Origin of the sequence: Mycobacterium sp. 663a-19 (assembly GCF_035616495.1) — a bacterium.
Classification (GTDB): domain Bacteria; phylum Actinomycetota; class Actinomycetes; order Mycobacteriales; family Mycobacteriaceae; genus Mycobacterium.
The window spans coordinates 294,058-310,076 of sequence record NZ_JAPJAV010000006.1; the positions used below are offsets into that span (position 1 = coordinate 294,058).

Here is a 16,019-nt window from a genome sequence, read left to right on the forward strand (position 1 = left end):
AGTTCACAGCCGCCCGGATACGTCGATGACGCAGGGTTGAGCGAATTCCCTGGCCCCGACAGCAATTACCAGGTCGGTCGGCGTATCGACAGCACGAATCCTCCGGTAGTGAGGGAGTGAGTAAGCATGTCTGTGGCCCAATCTTGGCAACAAAGCCGCACGGCCCAATTCAGTGCCCGCAGAGAACCGGCGGGCACGGTGATCACAGTCGACGGTGAACTCGACGCCGCCAACTCTGACCAGCTCGTCGCGTACGTGCAGCGCAGCGTCAGCCCGTCGCGGCGGGTGATCCTGGACCTGCGCGGCCTGGAATTCATTGGCACCGCCGGTTTTTCGGCGCTGCACCGGATCAACGTGGTGTGCTCGGCCGCCCAGGCGTCCTGGGCGATGGTGAACAGCGCGGCGGTGTCGCGGTTGCTGCGGCTCTGCGACCCCGACGGCGCGCTGCCGGTGACGACACCGGCCGACCAGCCGCTGCTGAGGTCGATCACCTGGGCCGCGAGCCAGGCCCGGCGGCCGCTACTGCAGCTGGTCCCGCAGACGGGCTAGCGACTTCGACAGCAGCCGGGACACGTGCATCTGTGAGATGCCGACCCGCTCGGCGATCTGCGTCTGCGTCATCGACTCAAAGAACCGCAGTACCAACACCGTTCGCTCCCGCTCGGGCAGCGCCTCGAGCAGGGGGCGCAGCGACTCCCGGTTCTCGATCTGATCCAGCCCGGCGTCCACGTCGCCCAGGGTGTCGGCGATCGCGCGGGCGTCGTCGTCGTCGCTGCCGCCGCCGCTGTCGATGGACAGGGTGTTGTACGAGCTGCCCGCGACCAGGCCCTCGATGACCTCGTCGCGGTCCATTCCCAGTTCGCCGGCGAGCTCGGTCGCGGTCGGGGCCCGGCCCAGCCGCTGCGACAGGTCGGCGGTGGCGGTGCCCAGCCGCAGGTGCAGTTCCTTCAGGCGCCGGGGAACCTTGACCGACCAGCTGTTGTCGCGGAAGTGCCGCCGGACCTCGCCCATGATGGTGGGCACCGCGAACGAGACGAAGTCGGACCCAGCGTCGATGTCGAACCGGACGACGGCGTTGACCAATCCGACCCGCGCGACCTGAACCAGGTCGTCACGCGGTTCGCCCCGGCCCTCGAACCGCCGGGCGATGTGATCGGCCAGCGGCAGGCAGCGCTCGACGATCTTGTCGCGCTGGCGCTGGAATTCCATCGAGTCGGCGGGGAAGGTGGCCAACTCCCGGAACATGTCCGGAACGTCCGCGTACTCGTTCGGGCGCGAATCCGAACGGCCGGCATCTCGGGCCGTCACCTGCCGGCGGCCGCCTTCCGCGCCGTCAGCGCAATGCCGAAAACGCTGCCGGTTTCGCTGGGCTCGCGACCGTCATGGAAAGTCTGGACGTCGTCGGCCAACGACGTCAGCACGTGCCAGCTGAAGCTGCCGGGCGCCACCACGTCGTGGGTGTCGCACGCGGCGGACGCCTCCACTATCAACTCGTCGTCTCGCGGGTCGACCACGACGACGAGCGTCGCATCTGGGGTGGCCGACCGGATCAACCGGGTGCACACTTCGTCGACCGCGAGGCGCAGGTCCGCCACGGCGTCGAAATCGAGGTCCTCGAAGGTGCCGATCGCACCGACCAGGGTCCGCAGCATGGCGAGGTTCTCCAGGCGTGCGGCCACATGCACCTCGACGGCGCGTTGCCCCCGTTGGCGCTTGTCACCGCGCAATAGCGCATCGGTCATATGGTCTCCCGGCAATGTTTGACTGACACTACTTTCGCCTTGCGGGCCGCCTTCGACCTCGTGATCGAGCCGGTTAGTCATGGTTCCCGCCGGGTATTACACCCGATATGAACGGGCCTGACACGACCGACACGGTTCGGACGCGCCGGCTCAAACGCGTCGCGGTCATCGCCGGGATCACGCTGGTCGTATTGCTCGTTATCGCGATAGCCATCTACGTCGGTGCTTTCGTGATTCTGTCCCCCATGATGGGGTAACCACGCTAACGCAGCATTGCGGCACTCAATCATGGTCTAGACCAGGTACCCGCTCTACCGGGCGCGTAACCCATTCAGGCGTGGGTTTCCTGACGCGCGTCCGGAGCGTTTCCGATGAGCCTTACCGGTGCCCTGCGTGCGACCTACACTTGACGTCATGAGGCAAATTCTGCTGCGGGCAGTTGTGCTTCTGGCGCCGTGGGCGATCGGGCTGCTCGTGGCGGCGTGGGTGGTTCCCGGCGTTTCGGTGACGGCTTCCGGGTTCATCGTCGCCGTCGTGCTGTTCTCGGTGTCGCAGGCGATCCTGTCGCTGTGGATCCTGAAGTTGCCCCGGGCCTACGCGTCGCTCCTGCTCGGGGCCACCGGCCTGGCGTTGACGATCGTCGCGTTGGGTCTGGCCACGCAATTCACCCACGGGATCACCATCGGCGGCGCCGCATCCTGGGTCGCCACCACGGTCGTGGTCTGGCTGGTGACGACTGTCGGGGCGATTTCGCTGCCCGAGACGCTGGTTCGCGGCCCGGCCGGCTCGACCTGACCGAATCCTGACCAAAACGGTAGTCGCCCGAACGGCTGCGCCGCTGGTCAGCGGTGGATTTGCGGTTTCGCAAGGCCCGCCGAATGGGTAGCATTTCGGGTATCTCATCCGATGGCGGAGGGAGAGGTTGATGGGAGACAGGCATCACGACCCGACGGATCATTTCCGGACCACGCAACCCCACGCCGGCATCACGATGAAGGACAATCTCTTCTGGCCGGGGTTCATCCTGCTCGTCGTCGCGGTTGCCGGGATGATCAGCACCGCGGTCACCGCCGCCTACGGGCATTCCGAATGGCTGCCCACGACCGTGCTGGTCGCCGTGCTCGGAACGGTCGCCGGCGCGCTTTGGTTCGTGATGGAGCTGCGCCGGGTGCGCCGCATCGACGAGCAGTGGCAGGTCGCCGACGCACCGCCGCGGCAGCGCGCCGCGCAAAACTAGCGAAAGGGGCTGGTCAAAGGGCCAGCACCGGGCCGGCGATCGCCGGCACGCCCATGGACACCGTCAACGCGGTCAGCGTCAGCAAAAACCAGCCCGCGCCGTGCCATGCCCACCAGATGCCCTCGGCGCGCCACACCCGGTAGGTGCGCAGGAACGCCCAGATCCCGCCGCCGAAGAGGATCAGCGGTCCCCCGAACGCCAGCAGCGTCCGCTGGGGCGCGCCGCACGCCACCGTGTCGACGCCCGTTCCCGGACACGTGCTGACCCACAACGCGGCCAGCACGACGAAGCCGATCCCGGCGGCCGTCGCCAGGACGGCAAAGCGGATGGCGGCGTGTACTTCGCCGTCTTCCTGGCCCAAACGGTCCCCGCGTGACCGCTCATCGGCTTTCGGCATCTGAGAACCCCCGCTTCTGGCTGCTCTTAGTCCTTCGTTCGTTACCTCATATTGGTTACCGCGTTATGAAACTGTCTGTCGAATCCGCGCTTTTCCGAGCAGCCGGGAAGGCGCATGGGAGCACATACCCAGGCCTAAGCCCGGCCAAACAGCGTCCGCCGGACTTCACCGCCGCTTCACCGCCGCGGATAACCGCAGTCCGCCGGTGATCTTGAACGCCGTGAGTACTATCTGACACATGCCGACAGCCAGGAGGCGGTTATCGCCAGAGGATCGGCGCGCCGAGTTGCTCGCGCTAGGTGCGGAGGTTTTCGGGAAGCGGCCCTACGACGAGGTCCGCATCGACGAGATCGCCGAGCGCGCCGGGGTGTCCCGGGCACTGATGTATCACTACTTCCCCGACAAGCGGGCGTTCTTCGCCGCGGTCGTCAAGGACGAGGCCGATCGGCTGTACGAAACCACCAACATGGACACCGCCACCGGCCTGACGATGTTCGAAGAGGTGCGCTCCGGCGTGATGGCGTACATGGCCTACCACGAGCAGAACCCCGAGGCGGCGTGGGCGGCGTACGTCGGCCTGGGCCGGTCGGACCCGGTCCTGCTGGGCGTCGAGGACGACGCCAAGAACCGCCAGATGGAACACATCATGAGCCGCATCACCGAGCTCGTGGACAAGCTGGGGACCAAGCTTGATCCGGATGTCGAGCGGGACTTGCGGGTGATCTGCCACGGCTGGCTCGCGTTCACCTTCGAGACATGCCGGCAGCGCATCATCGACCCCACGTGCAACGCCGATCGCCTCGCCGATTCGTGCGCGCACGCGCTGTTCGACGCGATCGCCCGGGTGCCCGAGATCCCCGAGGAGCTGTCCCACGCGATGGAGACCGCGCGTCTCGAGCCGCGCTAGGGAATCGTTTTTGTCGGTGCCCGTTGGCACGATGGCGTGATGAGCACCCGCGACCCGCTGGGCCGGTTCAGCGCGATCACCCGCGAGTGGTTCGCCAGCACCTTCGCCGCCCCGACCGCCGCGCAGGCCGACGCCTGGGATGCCATCGCCGACGGCGACAACACCCTGGTGATCGCCCCGACCGGGTCCGGTAAGACGCTGGCGGCCTTCCTGTGGGCGCTGGACAGCCTGGCCGGCTCCGCCGACCGCCCGTCGGGCACCCGGGTGCTCTACGTCTCGCCGCTCAAGGCGCTGGCCGTCGACGTCGAGCGCAACCTGCGCACCCCGCTGGCCGGCCTCACCCGCATCGCGCAGCGCCAGGGCCTGCCCGCCCCGGACATCAGCGTCGGGGTCCGCTCCGGTGACACGCCGCCCGCCGTTCGCCGTCAGCTCATCAACTCCCCGCCCGACGTCCTGATCACCACCCCGGAGTCGCTCTTCCTGATGCTGACCTCGGCCGCGCGCGAAACCCTGGCGGGCGTGCGGACGGTGATCGTCGACGAGATCCACGCGATCGCCGGCGGCAAGCGCGGCGCGCACCTGGCCCTGTCGCTGGAGCGCCTCGACGAGTTGCGGGACGGGCGGCCCGCCCAGCGCATCGGGTTGTCGGCGACCGTGCGCCCGCCGGAGGAGCTCGCCCGGTTCCTGTCCGGACGGGCCCCGACAACCATCGTGGCCCCGCCGTCGGCCAAGACCGTCGAGCTCACCGTGCAGGTGCCGGTGCCCGACATGGCCAACCTGGCGAACAACACCATCTGGCCCGACGTCGAGGCGCGGCTGGTCGACCTGATCGAGGCGCACGGCTCGACCATCGTGTTCGCCAATTCGCGGCGGCTGGCCGAGCGACTCACCGCGCGGCTCAACGAGATTCACGCCGAGCGCTGTGGTGTCGACCTGCCGGCCGAGGCCAATCCGCGGGTGCCCGGCGGGGCGCCGGCCCACTTGCTGGGCAGCGGCCAGACCTATGGCGCCGACGCCGTGCTGGCGCGCGCCCACCACGGCTCGGTCAGCAAGGAACAGCGCGCCGTGGTCGAAGAAGCCCTCAAACGGGGGCAGCTCAAGGCGGTGGTCGCCACGTCGAGCCTGGAGCTGGGCATCGACATGGGCGCCGTCGACCTGGTGATCCAGGTGGAGGCGCCGCCATCGGTGGCCAGCGGGCTGCAGCGCATCGGGCGGGCCGGACATCAGGTCGGCGAGGTCTCGCGCGGCGTGCTGTTCCCCAAGCATCGCGCCGACCTGATCGGCTGCGCGGTGACCGTGCAGCGGATGCTCGCCGGGCAGATCGAGAACATGCGGGTGCCCGCCAACCCGCTCGACATCCTGGCTCAGCACACCGTGGCGGCGGCGGCGCTGGAGCCGCTGAACGCCGACCGGTGGTTCGACACCGTGCGGCGGGCCGCGCCGTTCGCGACCCTGCCGCGCAGCGTGTTCGAGGCCACCCTGGACCTGTTGAGCGGCAAGTACCCGTCCACCGAGTTCGCCGAGCTGCGGCCGCGGCTGGTCTACGATCGCGACGCCGGCACGCTGACCGCGCGGCCCGGCGCGCAGCGGCTGGCCGTCACCTCCGGCGGCGCCATCCCCGACCGCGGACTGTTCACGGTCTACCTCGCCAGCGAGGCCGAAAAGCCTTCGCGGGTGGGCGAACTCGACGAGGAGATGGTCTACGAGTCGCGGCCCGGCGATGTCATCTCGCTGGGGGCCACCAGCTGGCGGATCACAGAGATCACCCACGACCGGGTGCTGGTGATCCCCGCGCCGGGCCAGCCGGCCCGGCTGCCGTTCTGGCGCGGCGACGACGTCGGCCGGCCCGCCGAGCTGGGGGCCGCGCTCGGCGCGTTCACCGGCGAGCTGGCCGGCATGGACCGCGAAGCGTTCGAAAGTCGCTGTGCCGGTTTGGGTTTCGACGCCTACGCGACCGAGAACCTGTGGAAGCTGCTGGCCGACCAGAAGGCCGCCACCAACGCGGTCCCCACCGACACCACGTTGCTGGTGGAGCGGTTCCGCGACGAGCTGGGCGACTGGCGGGTGATCCTGCACTCGCCGTACGGGCTGCGGGTGAACGGGCCGCTCGCGCTGGCGGTGGGGCGGCGCCTGTACGAGCGCTACGGCATCGACGAGAAACCGACCGCCTCCGACGACGGCATCGTGGTGCGCCTGCCCGACACCCTGTCCGACACCGCCGAACGCCCGCCGGGCGCCGAGTTGTTCGTCTTCGACGCCGACGAGATCGACCCGCTCGTCACGTCCGAGGTGGGCGGGTCGGCGTTGTTCGCGTCGCGGTTCCGCGAATGCGCGGCGCGCGCCCTGCTGCTGCCCCGCCGCCACCCGGGCCGCCGCTCGCCGCTGTGGCATCAGCGCCAGCGCGCGGCGCAGCTACTCGACGTCGCCCGCAAATACCCCGACTTCCCGGTCGTGCTGGAGACCATCCGGGAATGCCTGCAGGACGTCTACGACGTCCCGGCGCTGGTCGAGCTGATGGCCGGCATCGCCGACCGCCGCGTGCGGGTGCTCGAGACCGAGACCGCCACGCCCTCCCCGTTCGCGGCGTCGCTGCTGTTCGGTTACGTCGGCGCGTTCATGTACGAGGGTGACTCCCCGCTGGCCGAGCGCCGCGCCGCCGCGCTGTCGCTGGACAGCACGCTGCTGGCCGAGCTGCTCGGCCGCGTCGAGCTGCGCGAGCTGCTCGATCCGGAGGTGATCGCGGCGACCGGCCGCCAGTTGCAGCACCTGGCCCCCGACCGGGCGGCCCGCGACGCCGAGGGGGTCGCGGACCTGCTGCGGCTGCTCGGGCCGCTGACCGAGGACGAGGTCGCCGCGCGCACCGACGTCGCCGACGTGGGCGGCTGGCTGGAAGGGTTACGCGCGGCCCGGCGCGCGCTGACCGCGTCGTTCGCCGGCCGCAGCTGGTGGGTGGCGGTCGAGGACATCGGCCGGCTGCGCGACGGGGTCGGGGCCGCGGTCCCGCCCGGCGTCCCGGACGCGTTCACCGAGCAGGTGGCCGACCCGCTGGGCGAGCTGCTGGGCCGCTACGCGCGCACCCACACCCCGTTCACCACCGCCGAGGCCGCCGCCCGGTTCGGGCTTGGACTGCGGGTGACCGTCGACGTGCTGGGCCGGCTGGCCGACGACGGGCGGCTGGTGCGCGGCGACTTCGTCGCCGCCGGGGTGCCCGGCCCGGGGGCCGAGCAGTGGTGCGACACAGAGGTCCTGCGCATCCTGCGGCGGCGCTCGCTGGCGGCGCTGCGCGCCCAGGTCGAGCCGGTCAGCACCGCGGCCTACGGGCGATTCCTGCCGGCGTGGCACCGGGTGGGCGGCCCGGATTCGGCGGGGCACGCCGGCCTGGACGGGCTGATGTCGGTCGTCGAGCAGCTGGCCGGCGTGCGGCTGCCGGCCTCGGCGATCGAGCCTCTGGTGCTCGCCCCGCGGGTGCGTGACTACTCCCCCGCGATGCTCGACGAGCTGCTCGCGACCGGCGAGGTCACCTGGTCGGGTGCGGGTGCGATCTCGGGCAGCGACGGCTGGATTGCGCTGCACACGAGCGATTCCGCGCCCCTGACCCTGGCCGGCCCCGCCGAGATCGACCTCACCGACGCCCACCGCGCGATCCTGGACACGCTGGCCGGCGGCGGCGGGTACTTCTTCCGGCAGCTGGCGCGGGACGGGGTCGGCGAGGCGGCGCTCAAAGCCGCGCTGTGGGAACTGATCTGGGCGGGCCGGGTCGCCGGCGACACGTTCGCCCCGGTGCGCGCCGTGCTCGGCGGCGCGGCCGCCCGCAGGCGGTCGGCGCCCGCGCACCGGGCGCACCGCCCGCCGCGGCTGAGCCGCTACAGCGTCGCGCACGCCCAGCAGCGCAGCACCGACCCCACCGTGGCCGGCCGGTGGTCGGCGCTGCCGGCTCCCGAGCCGGATTCCACGGTGCGGGCCCACTACCAGGCCGAGCTGCTGCTGAACCGGCACGGCGTGCTGACCCGCGGCGCGGTGACCGCCGAGGGCGTTCCGGGCGGATTTGCCACCCTCTACAAGGTGCTGAGCACGTTCGAGGAGGCCGGCAGGTGCCAGCGCGGCTATTTCGTCGAGTCGCTGGGCGGTGCCCAGTTCGCCGTCGCGTCGACCGTGGACCGGCTGCGTGGCTACCTCGACGGGGTCGACCCGGAACGGCCCGAATACCGGGCGGTCGTGCTGACCGCCGCCGACCCCGCGAACCCCTACGGCGCCGCGCTGCCCTGGCCTGCCTCGAGCGAGGAGCGGCCCGCGGCGCGGCCGGGCCGCAAGGCCGGGGCGCTGGTGGTGCTGGTGGACGGCGAGCTGGTTTGGTTCCTCGAGCGCGGCGGGCGCTCGCTGCTGACCTTCACCGACGATCCCGCCGCCGACCACGCGGCGGCCGCGGCGCTGGCCGATCTGGTCGCCGCCCGGCGGGTCGCGTCGATCCTGGTCGAGCGCATCGACGGGTTGCCGGTTCTGCAGTTGCAGGATTCGCCGGTGCACGCGGCGCTGACCGCCGCCGGGTTCGCTCGGACCCCGCGCGGGTTGCGGCTGCGCTAATGCCCGAGGGCGACACCGTCTTTCACACGGCGGCCACGCTGCGGCAGCATCTGGCCGGGCGGACGCTGACCCGCTGCGACATCCGGGTGCCGAAGTACGCCACGGTAGACCTCACCGGGCAGGTGGTGGACGAGGTGCTCAGCCGGGGCAAGCACCTGTTCATCCGCGTGGGGCGGGCCAGCATTCACTCGCATCTGAAGATGGACGGCAGCTGGCGGGTCGCCGAACGCCCGATGCGGGTCGACCACCGAACCCGGATCGTCCTGGAGGCCGGGGCCGTGCGGGCCGTCGGCGTCGACCTCGGCGTGCTGGAGGTCCTCGAGCGCGACCGCGACGGCGACGCGGTCGCGCACCTGGGACCCGATCTGCTGGGCCAGGATTGGGACCCGCGGGTCGCCGCCGCCAACCTGACGGCGCGCCCGGAGAGGCCGATCGCCGAGGCCCTGCTGGATCAGCGGGTGCTGGCCGGGATCGGCAACGTGTATTGCAACGAACTGTGTTTCGTCAGCGGGCATCTGCCCACCGCGCCGGTGAGCGCCGTCACCGATCCGCTTCGGCTGGTCTCCCGTGCCCGGAACATGTTGTGGGCCAACCGATTTCGCTGGAACCGTTGCACCACCGGTGACACCCGGGCGGGCCGGCAGCTGTGGGTCTACGGGCGGGCCGGTCAGCGTTGCCGTCGCTGCGGCACGCCGATCGAATCCGACGACACCGGTGAGCGGGTGGCGTACTGGTGCCCTGCCTGCCAGCGCTGAGCCCGGTCAGCCCCTGGCGTGCGCCAGGAAGAACTGTGCGATCGCCTCGGACGCGTCCAGCGCCCGCGTGGTTGACCCGATGACCGGCTTGGGCAGGTATTGCTTGCCGCCCGGCCAGGTGTGCCCGCCGTTGTCGATCTGATAGAAGACCACCTCGGTGGACTCCAGGCATGCCGTCGAGTCGAATCGGTGAACGACGGTGCCGTCACCGACATTTGGTAACGCCTCCACCGTCGGATCGCCCTGGCACCCGTCGACCGTGCGCCACTTGTTCACCATGGCGCCGGCCGAGATGGAGTGGCTGACGCCGCCGCGGCCGCGCACGGCGCCGCCGTTGAAACGCACCAGCGGATCGGCGGTTCCGTGCGCCTCCCACACCGAGACCGGCCGCGACGGGTTGCAGGTGACCCCGGTGCCCAGCGTGCCCGCCACCGGCGCGATCGCGGCGAACACGTCGGCGCGGTCACAGGCCAGCCGGTTGGACATGAAGCCGCCGTTGGACATGCCGGTGGCGAACACGTGCCCGGCGGCGATGCGGTAGTCGTTCTGCAGCTTGGCGGCCAACCCCACCAGGAACCCGACGTCGTCGATGTGGCGTCGGTCCGCCGGCGACGCCCCCCGCCCGTCGGCCCAGCTCTTGTCGTAGCCGTCGGGATAGGCCACGAGCAGGTTGTGGGCATCGGCGACGGTGTCGAAGTCGGTGAGGCTCTGCTGGCCGATCCCCGTCCCGCCGCCGCCGTGCAGGCTGAGCACCAGCCCGACGGGATCGCCCGGCGGCACGTGCAGCGTGTAGGTGCGGTCCATTCCGCCGGAGCGGAACGTCCCGGCCAGGTCTCGCGGGCTGGCCGCCGACACGTGCCGCTCGCCGCATCCCACCAGGCACGCCGCGAGGACGCCGACCGACAGCAACCGCGCCCATGGCATGGGGGTCAAATTACCGATCGGACCGCGCTCGGCCCGCGCCACCCTATGACCTTCGTCACTGCACCGCCCGCGCTCGGGTTGCGCGCCGCCGCTTGGATCATCGTGATTTGATTTCGCGTCGGCGCCCGACGGGATCGGCTCCCCGTTGGCGCGGCCGCGCGCCGCGGCCGCGCGCCGTGGCGGAAAGCCCCGCTGCGAGCGTGCGATACGGGATCGTGCCCCTTTGGTGCCCTTCCTGTGTCGCGCACTTAACCGGCGGATGAACAACGCATTACAAGTAATCGTTAACTGGGCGCCGCGGTTGTCAACCGTCACGGTGCCCAGCAGACTGATCCCGTAAATGCTGAATATGTCGAGGTTGAGGGCGAATTTGACGTCGGCAGTTCACAACTTCAGGGGAGTATCGGAAATGGTCAACCGCGTTCTACTGGCTGCGGCAATCGCTTTGCTTGGCCCGCTGGCGGCGGTGGCGACGGCTCATGCCGACACCAGTGACGACAAGTTCATTTCGATACTGAAGTCCGAGGGCATCACGGACCACGTATCGTCCGCACACGCCGTCGAGGCCGGCCACACCGTCTGCTCGAAGCTCGACGGCGGCGCCACCCCGGCCGACGTCGCCAACGACGTGCTCAACAGCAGCAACATGCCCGCCTACCACTCCGGCTACTTCGTCGGCGCGGCCATCAAGGTGTACTGCCCGCAGTACATGCCGGAGGAGACTCCCGCGGACAACCCGCCCAAGTCCTGACGTCGCGGATCTAAGGCCGATCTAGGCCGAGCTATGCGGCCGAGGGCTGAAATGTCCTGTCGGCCTTGGTGATACAGCGCCGAACCCACGGCATCAGCCGTTGACGGCATGGAACCGTGCGGCGCGGCGCCGGATGCGGTGGGTGCGTCCGCGGGTGCGACGCGGCTGCCCGACGAGGTGTATCGGCTCGGCGTAGAACATCATCTTGGCGAGTTCCACCAGGACCAGGTAGCTGACGATGAACAGACCCAGCACGCCGAAGAACTGCCATGGCAGCGGGGTGAAGCCCAGGGTGCGCGCCAGCGGCGAGATCGTCAGGACGGCGCCGACGGCGACCACGGTGACGGTGGTGACCGCCAGTAACGCGCTGGGGCGGCTGCGCAGGAACGGAACCTTGCGCGTTCGGATGGCGAAGATGATCAACGTCTGCGTCGCAAGCGATTCCACGAACCAGCCGGTGCGGAACTCGATGGCGCCGGCGTGCAGCACGCCCAGCATCAGCCCGAAGGTCAGGAAGTCGAACAGCGAGCTGATCGGGCCGAAGGTCAGCATGAACCGCCGGATGAACGCCACGTTCCAGTGCGACGGCGCGTGCAGCTGCTCCTCGTCGACCCGGTCGGTCGGTATCGCCAGCTGCGAGGAGTCGTAGAGCAAGTTGTTCAACAGGATCTGGCTGGGCAGCATCGGCAAGAACGGCAACAGCGCCGACGCCGCGGCGGCGCTGAACATGTTGCCGAAGTTGCTCGACGTGCCCATGAGCACGTATTTGATCGTGTTGGCGAAGATTCGCCGGCCCTCCGCCACACCGGTGGCCAGCACGCCCAGGTCCTTTTCCAGCAGCACCACGTCGGCGGCGTCCTTGGCGACGTCGGTGGCGCTGTCGACCGAGATCCCCACGTCGGCGGCGTGCAACGCCAGCGCGTCGTTGACACCGTCGCCCAGAAACCCGATCGCCCTGCCCGTGCGCCGCAGCGAGACGATCAGCCGTTCCTTCTGCTCGGGGGAAATGCGGGCGAAGATCGTGTGATTCTGTGCGGCGGCGGCGAACTCGTCGTCGTCGAACGCCTCGAGCTGCGCACCGGTGATGGTTCCCCTGGACGCCAAACCGAGGTCGGCACACACCTTTTCGGCGACTCGCGGATTGTCGCCGGTGGCGACCTTGGGCTCGATGCCGAGCTCGGCCAGTTGCGACAGGGATTGGCGCGCCGCGGGTTTGGGTTCGTCGGCGAAAACCAGGAACCCGGCCAGCACCAGATCGCTTTCGTCGGCGGCGGTGATCCCCGTCAGCTCCGTCAGCTCGGCCGCCGGCTTGGTGGCGACGGCCACCACGCGGCGCCCGGCGGCGAACAGGCCCGCGAGGGTGTCCTGCGCGACCGCCGCCGTCGCCCGGCATTGGTTCAGCAACTGTTCGGGCGCGCCCTTGACCACCAACAGGCGTTTGCCGGCGTCGTCGACCAAAACCGACGTCGCCCTTCGCTCGTGGTCGAAGGGCAGCATCGCGACCCGGCGCACACCGCCGCCCACCAGTTGCTGTGCCCGCGGGGACTCCCAGAGCGCGGCGTCGAGCGGGTTGGCGCTGACGCCACCCAAGGTGGAATCCACGTCGGTGGCCAGCAGCCCGAGGCGCCGCACCGAATCGCTGTGCGCGCCGGCCGCATCGATCGTGTCGACCAGGCGGATCCGGCCCTCCGTCAGGGTGCCGGTCTTGTCGGTGATCAAGACATCGATGTCCCCGAGGTCCTCGATGCACACCAATCGCTTGACGAGCACCTTGGCCTTGGCCAGCTGCCGCGACCCGGTCGCGAGGCTGGTGCTGACCACCGCGGGCAGCAGTTGCGGGGTGATGCCGACCGCGATCGCCAGCGAGAACAGCACGGAATCGATGACCGGCTTTCGCAACAGCAGGTTGCTGATCAGGATGATCAGCATCAGCGCGATCGCCACCTGCAGCAGCAGGTAGGAGAACCGCCGCAACCCGACCTGGAAGCCCGTTTCGGGCTGTCGCTCGTCCAAACCCGCTGCGATGCGCCCGAATTCGGAATTCTTGCCGGTCGAGAACACCACGCCGGTGCCCTCGCCGGCGCTGACGATGGTGCCCATGAAGGCCAGGTCGGTCGATTCGGCCAGCTCGGCGCCGGCCGGCACCGGTTGTGCCGATTTCGCGGAGTCGGCCGATTCCCCCGTCAGGATGCTTTCATTGCATTCCAGGTCGGTGACATCGATCAGCCGGACATCGGCCGGCACGGCCTGGCCCAACGACAGCCGGATCACATCACCGGGCACCAGCTCGGTGACACCGATCGTGACGAACTTCCCGTCGCGGCGCGCCACCGCCTTGTGCTGCATCCCCGCGTGCAGCGCCGCGGCGGCCCGCTCGGCGCGGTACTCGTTGACGAAGCCCAGGCCGATGCTGGCCGCCAGGATCACGAAGATGATGGTCGCCTGCATGCTGTCGCCGAGAAAGAACGAGGCGACGGCGGTGCCGGCCAGCAGGACGAGCACCGCGTTGCGCAACTGGCGACCCAGCACCGCGAGCGCGTTGACGTGATGGGTCCGCACCGCGTTCGGGCCGTAGCGCGCCAGCCGGGCGGACGCCTCCGCGCCGGACAACCCGGCGGGCGAGCTGTCCAGCCAGCGCAGGACCTCGTCGACCGGGGCCGCGGCGACCCGATCGGCAAGTTCGCGCCCGTTCGCGCTCAATAGGTGGATATCTCATCCTCGGGCGGTAGCTCGCCGCTGTCCATGAAGACGACGCGACGGCCGATTTCCACGGCATGGTCGGCGAAGCGCTCGTAGAAGCGGCCGAGCAACGCCGTCTCGACGCCAACGGGGATGCTGTGCTTCCATTCCCGGTCTATCAGCACGTGAAACAAGTGCCGGTACAGCCGGTCCATCGCGTCGTCTTGCTCGTGAAGCTGAGCGGCCTGTCGGGGGTCGCGCGACACCAGCACCTGTTTTGCGCTGTCCGCCATGGCGATTGCCACTTCGGCCATGTCGGCGAAGCACCCGCGGACCTCCTCGGGCGGGATGCGCTTCGGGTACTCGCGCCGGGCGATCTTGGCCACGTGGACGGCCAGCGCGCCCATCCGCTCCGCGTCGCCGGTGATTTGTATGGCGCTGACGATCTCCCGCAGCTCGCGGGCCACCGGTTGCTGCAACGCCAGCAGCGCGAACGCCTCCTTTTCGGCCTGGGCGCGCATCGTCACGATCCGGTCATGGTCGCCGATCACCCGCTCGGCGGCCGCGACGTCGGCCTCCAACAGGGCCCGGGTCGCGCCCCGCATCGCCGCGCCGGCCAGGCCGCACATCTCCCCCAGCTGCGCCATCAGGCCGGCCAGCTGCTGGTGATAGGCGGTTCGCATGGGTCGCCTCGTCAGGCCGAATCGGCGTCCAGGTCCGCGGCGGCGCTGTAGACGCCCAGCAGGTCGCGGGCCGACACGATGCCGGCCAGCGCGCCGTCGCGCTGCACCAGGACGTGGCGGATGTAGCGGTCCATCATCCGGGTGGCCACCTGGTCCACCGTGGCGTCGGCGTCACACCAGACCAGCTTGGTGCTGGCCACCTCGGCGGCCGGCACGGCGGCCGGGTTCTTGCCGGCGGCCACCACCCGGACGACGTCGCGCTCGCTCACCAGCGCGGCGGGGCGCTGATCGTCACCGACGACGACCGCGCCGACGTCGACGTCCGCCATGGCCATGGCCACGTCGGCAACCGTGGCGTCGGCGGCGACGCGCGCCACCGGGTCGCCGGTGATGGTCGCGATCGGTATGGATCCGGGGGAAGCGAAGCTGGTCACGCCACCATGCTCGCCGGGATGCGGCGGCCGGGTCTAGTGACCTCAGTCCCTCATTCGAGTGGCGGAGGTAACCCGTTCGGCTGCCCAGCCCGCGCGGCGGCTGACGAAGTCGCGCCGGATGCCGCTGACCGGGTCGTCGAACTCGATGCGCTGCGCCAGCAATTGCAGCGGCGCGCTGAAGTCGTCCGCTGGCACGTCAATGATGTTGGGGTACAACGGATCACCGGCGATCGGTATCCCCAGCGAGGCCATGTGCACCCGCAGCTGGTGGGTGCGTCCCGTGCGCGGCGTCAACCGGTACAGGCCGTCCGGCGTCAACAGCTCCACCAGCGTCTCGGCGTTGGGCACGCCGGGCTCGCAGGCCGACTGCAGCCGTCCGCGGCGCTTGACGATGCGGCTGGTGACCACGCGCGGGAGCGCCAGGGCCGGGTCGACCGCCGCCCGCGCGAGGTAGGTCTTGCGCACCTCGCCCCGGGCGAACAGCGTCTGGTAGGCGCCGCGCAGCTCGCGCCGGGCGGTGAACAGCAGCACCCCCGCCGTCAGCCGGTCCAGCCGGTGGGCCGGGCTGAGCTCGGGCAGCCCCAGTTCGCGGCGCAGCCGCACCAGCGCGGTCTGCGCGACGTGCCGGCCCCGCGGCATGGTGGCCAGGAAGTGTGGCTTGTCGACGACCACGATGTCGTCGTCGCGATACAGCACCGGCATGTCGAAGGGAACCGGAACCTCTTGCGGCAGTTCGCGATACAGGTATACGAACGAGCCCGTCGGCAGCACCGTCGTCTCGTCGACCGGAGCGCCGTCGGCCCCGACGACCTCGCGGGCCGGCTCGCCGAACCGGGCGGACAGCTCGGCCAGCACGGGTCCGCCGCGCAACCGCACCCTTGCGGGTCCCAGGCCGTCGCGGACCGGCAGCGGCGCGGCCCTCGCGGTTC

Annotated in this window: 16 protein-coding genes; 8 read left to right on the plus strand and 8 right to left on the minus strand. The window is 70.2% G+C overall.

The annotated features are described in order from the left end of the window. The first annotated feature begins 126 nt into the window (after positions 1–126). Positions 127–549 carry an STAS domain-containing protein gene (locus tag OQ968_RS13510; protein WP_324678540.1) on the plus strand — a complete coding sequence of 141 codons (423 nt, stop codon included), beginning with the start codon at positions 127–129 and terminating at the stop codon, positions 547–549. Here OQ968_RS13510 and OQ968_RS13515 read toward each other — a convergent pair. Together OQ968_RS13515 and OQ968_RS13520 are read right to left on the minus strand one after the other, a co-directional pair. Next, positions 520–1,308 carry an RNA polymerase sigma factor SigF gene (locus tag OQ968_RS13515; RefSeq protein ID WP_324678542.1) on the minus strand — a complete coding sequence of 263 codons (789 nt, stop codon included), beginning with the start codon at positions 1,306–1,308 and terminating at the stop codon, positions 520–522. The genes OQ968_RS13510 and OQ968_RS13515 overlap by 30 nt on opposite strands. Next, positions 1,305–1,742 carry an anti-sigma factor gene (locus OQ968_RS13520; RefSeq protein WP_324678544.1) on the minus strand — a complete coding sequence of 146 codons (438 nt, stop codon included), beginning with the start codon at positions 1,740–1,742 and terminating at the stop codon, positions 1,305–1,307. Before OQ968_RS13520 ends, OQ968_RS13515 begins: the two co-directional genes overlap by 4 nt. Positions 1,743–1,849: 107 nt before the next feature. On the opposite strand from OQ968_RS13520, the gene OQ968_RS13525 reads away from it, so the two are divergent. The 3 genes from OQ968_RS13525 (at position 1,850) to usfY (ending at position 2,979) form a co-directional block, all read left to right on the plus strand. Beyond that, complete coding sequence (locus OQ968_RS13525) at positions 1,850–1,999, plus strand: hypothetical protein (RefSeq protein ID WP_324678545.1); 150 nt, start codon at positions 1,850–1,852, stop codon at positions 1,997–1,999. 157 nt (positions 2,000–2,156) lie between these two features. Then, positions 2,157–2,537, plus strand: coding sequence for a hypothetical protein (locus OQ968_RS13530; RefSeq protein WP_324678547.1), 381 nt, complete (start codon positions 2,157–2,159; stop codon positions 2,535–2,537). Between the two features lie 130 nt (positions 2,538–2,667). Continuing rightward, positions 2,668–2,979, plus strand: coding sequence for a protein UsfY (usfY, locus tag OQ968_RS13535; RefSeq protein ID WP_324678549.1), 312 nt, complete (start codon positions 2,668–2,670; stop codon positions 2,977–2,979). A gap of 13 nt (positions 2,980–2,992) precedes the next feature. Here the strand turns inward: usfY and OQ968_RS13540 are convergent, their stop codons facing one another. Beyond that, on the minus strand, positions 2,993–3,376 hold the full coding sequence (locus OQ968_RS13540; RefSeq protein ID WP_324678551.1) for a hypothetical protein: 384 nt from the start codon (positions 3,374–3,376) through the stop codon (positions 2,993–2,995). A 238-nt stretch (positions 3,377–3,614) separates the two neighbouring features. Here OQ968_RS13540 and OQ968_RS13545 point away from each other — a divergent pair, with 238 nt between their 5' ends. From OQ968_RS13545 to nei2, 3 genes are read left to right on the plus strand one after another with little or no spacing between them, the layout of a single operon-like run. After that, positions 3,615–4,283 (plus strand): helix-turn-helix domain-containing protein, encoded by a 669-nt coding sequence (locus OQ968_RS13545; protein WP_324678553.1) that lies wholly within the window; start codon positions 3,615–3,617, stop codon positions 4,281–4,283. A gap of 39 nt (positions 4,284–4,322) precedes the next feature. Next, a complete protein-coding gene (locus tag OQ968_RS13550; protein ID WP_324678555.1) occupies positions 4,323–8,864 on the plus strand; it encodes an ATP-dependent helicase in 4,542 nt (1,513 codons plus the stop codon). Further along, positions 8,864–9,619, plus strand: a complete 756-nt coding sequence (nei2, locus tag OQ968_RS13555) for an endonuclease VIII Nei2 (RefSeq protein ID WP_324678557.1) — start codon at positions 8,864–8,866, stop codon at positions 9,617–9,619. The genes OQ968_RS13550 and nei2 overlap by 1 nt, the downstream gene beginning before the upstream one ends. A gap of 6 nt (positions 9,620–9,625) precedes the next feature. Here the strand turns inward: nei2 and OQ968_RS13560 are convergent, their stop codons facing one another. Further along, on the minus strand, positions 9,626–10,543 hold the full coding sequence (locus OQ968_RS13560) for a PHB depolymerase family esterase (RefSeq protein ID WP_324678560.1): 918 nt from the start codon (positions 10,541–10,543) through the stop codon (positions 9,626–9,628). A 409-nt stretch (positions 10,544–10,952) separates the two neighbouring features. Here OQ968_RS13560 and OQ968_RS13565 point away from each other — a divergent pair, with 409 nt between their 5' ends. Then, positions 10,953–11,294 (plus strand): DUF732 domain-containing protein, encoded by a 342-nt coding sequence (locus OQ968_RS13565; protein WP_324678562.1) that lies wholly within the window; start codon positions 10,953–10,955, stop codon positions 11,292–11,294. Between the two features lie 93 nt (positions 11,295–11,387). On the opposite strand, the gene mgtA is transcribed toward OQ968_RS13565, so the two are convergent. Genes mgtA through OQ968_RS13585 form a run of 4 tightly spaced genes read right to left on the minus strand, consistent with a single transcriptional unit; the run spans position 11,388 to position 15,999 of the window. After that, positions 11,388–13,994: a magnesium-translocating P-type ATPase gene (mgtA, locus tag OQ968_RS13570; RefSeq protein ID WP_324678564.1), complete on the minus strand. Its 2,607-nt coding sequence runs from the start codon at positions 13,992–13,994 to the stop codon at positions 11,388–11,390. Continuing rightward, positions 13,991–14,656 (minus strand): phosphate signaling complex protein PhoU, encoded by a 666-nt coding sequence (gene phoU, locus OQ968_RS13575; RefSeq protein ID WP_324678566.1) that lies wholly within the window; start codon positions 14,654–14,656, stop codon positions 13,991–13,993. The genes mgtA and phoU overlap by 4 nt, the downstream gene beginning before the upstream one ends. 11 nt (positions 14,657–14,667) lie before the next feature. Next, positions 14,668–15,090, minus strand: coding sequence for a CBS domain-containing protein (locus OQ968_RS13580; RefSeq protein WP_324678568.1), 423 nt, complete (start codon positions 15,088–15,090; stop codon positions 14,668–14,670). Between the two features lie 42 nt (positions 15,091–15,132). Further along, positions 15,133–15,999: a pseudouridine synthase gene (locus OQ968_RS13585; protein ID WP_324678657.1), complete on the minus strand. Its 867-nt coding sequence runs from the start codon at positions 15,997–15,999 to the stop codon at positions 15,133–15,135. Positions 16,000–16,019: the final 20 nt, after the last annotated feature.

Coding starts and splice junctions, on each gene's coding strand:
- OQ968_RS13510 (WP_324678540.1), top strand. CDS start 127: ATGTCTGTGGCCCAATCTTGGCAACAAAGCCGCACGGCCCAATTCAGT.
- OQ968_RS13520 (WP_324678544.1), bottom strand. CDS start 1,742: ATGACCGATGCGCTATTGCGCGGTGACAAGCGCCAACGGGGGCAACGC.
- OQ968_RS13525 (WP_324678545.1), top strand. CDS start 1,850: ATGAACGGGCCTGACACGACCGACACGGTTCGGACGCGCCGGCTCAAA.
- OQ968_RS13530 (WP_324678547.1), top strand. CDS start 2,157: ATGAGGCAAATTCTGCTGCGGGCAGTTGTGCTTCTGGCGCCGTGGGCG.
- usfY (WP_324678549.1), top strand. CDS start 2,668: ATGGGAGACAGGCATCACGACCCGACGGATCATTTCCGGACCACGCAA.
- OQ968_RS13540 (WP_324678551.1), bottom strand. CDS start 3,376: ATGCCGAAAGCCGATGAGCGGTCACGCGGGGACCGTTTGGGCCAGGAA.
- OQ968_RS13545 (WP_324678553.1), top strand. CDS start 3,615: ATGCCGACAGCCAGGAGGCGGTTATCGCCAGAGGATCGGCGCGCCGAG.
- OQ968_RS13550 (WP_324678555.1), top strand. CDS start 4,323: ATGAGCACCCGCGACCCGCTGGGCCGGTTCAGCGCGATCACCCGCGAG.
- nei2 (WP_324678557.1), top strand. CDS start 8,864: ATGCCCGAGGGCGACACCGTCTTTCACACGGCGGCCACGCTGCGGCAG.
- OQ968_RS13560 (WP_324678560.1), bottom strand. CDS start 10,543: ATGCCATGGGCGCGGTTGCTGTCGGTCGGCGTCCTCGCGGCGTGCCTG.
- OQ968_RS13565 (WP_324678562.1), top strand. CDS start 10,953: ATGGTCAACCGCGTTCTACTGGCTGCGGCAATCGCTTTGCTTGGCCCG.
- phoU (WP_324678566.1), bottom strand. CDS start 14,656: ATGCGAACCGCCTATCACCAGCAGCTGGCCGGCCTGATGGCGCAGCTG.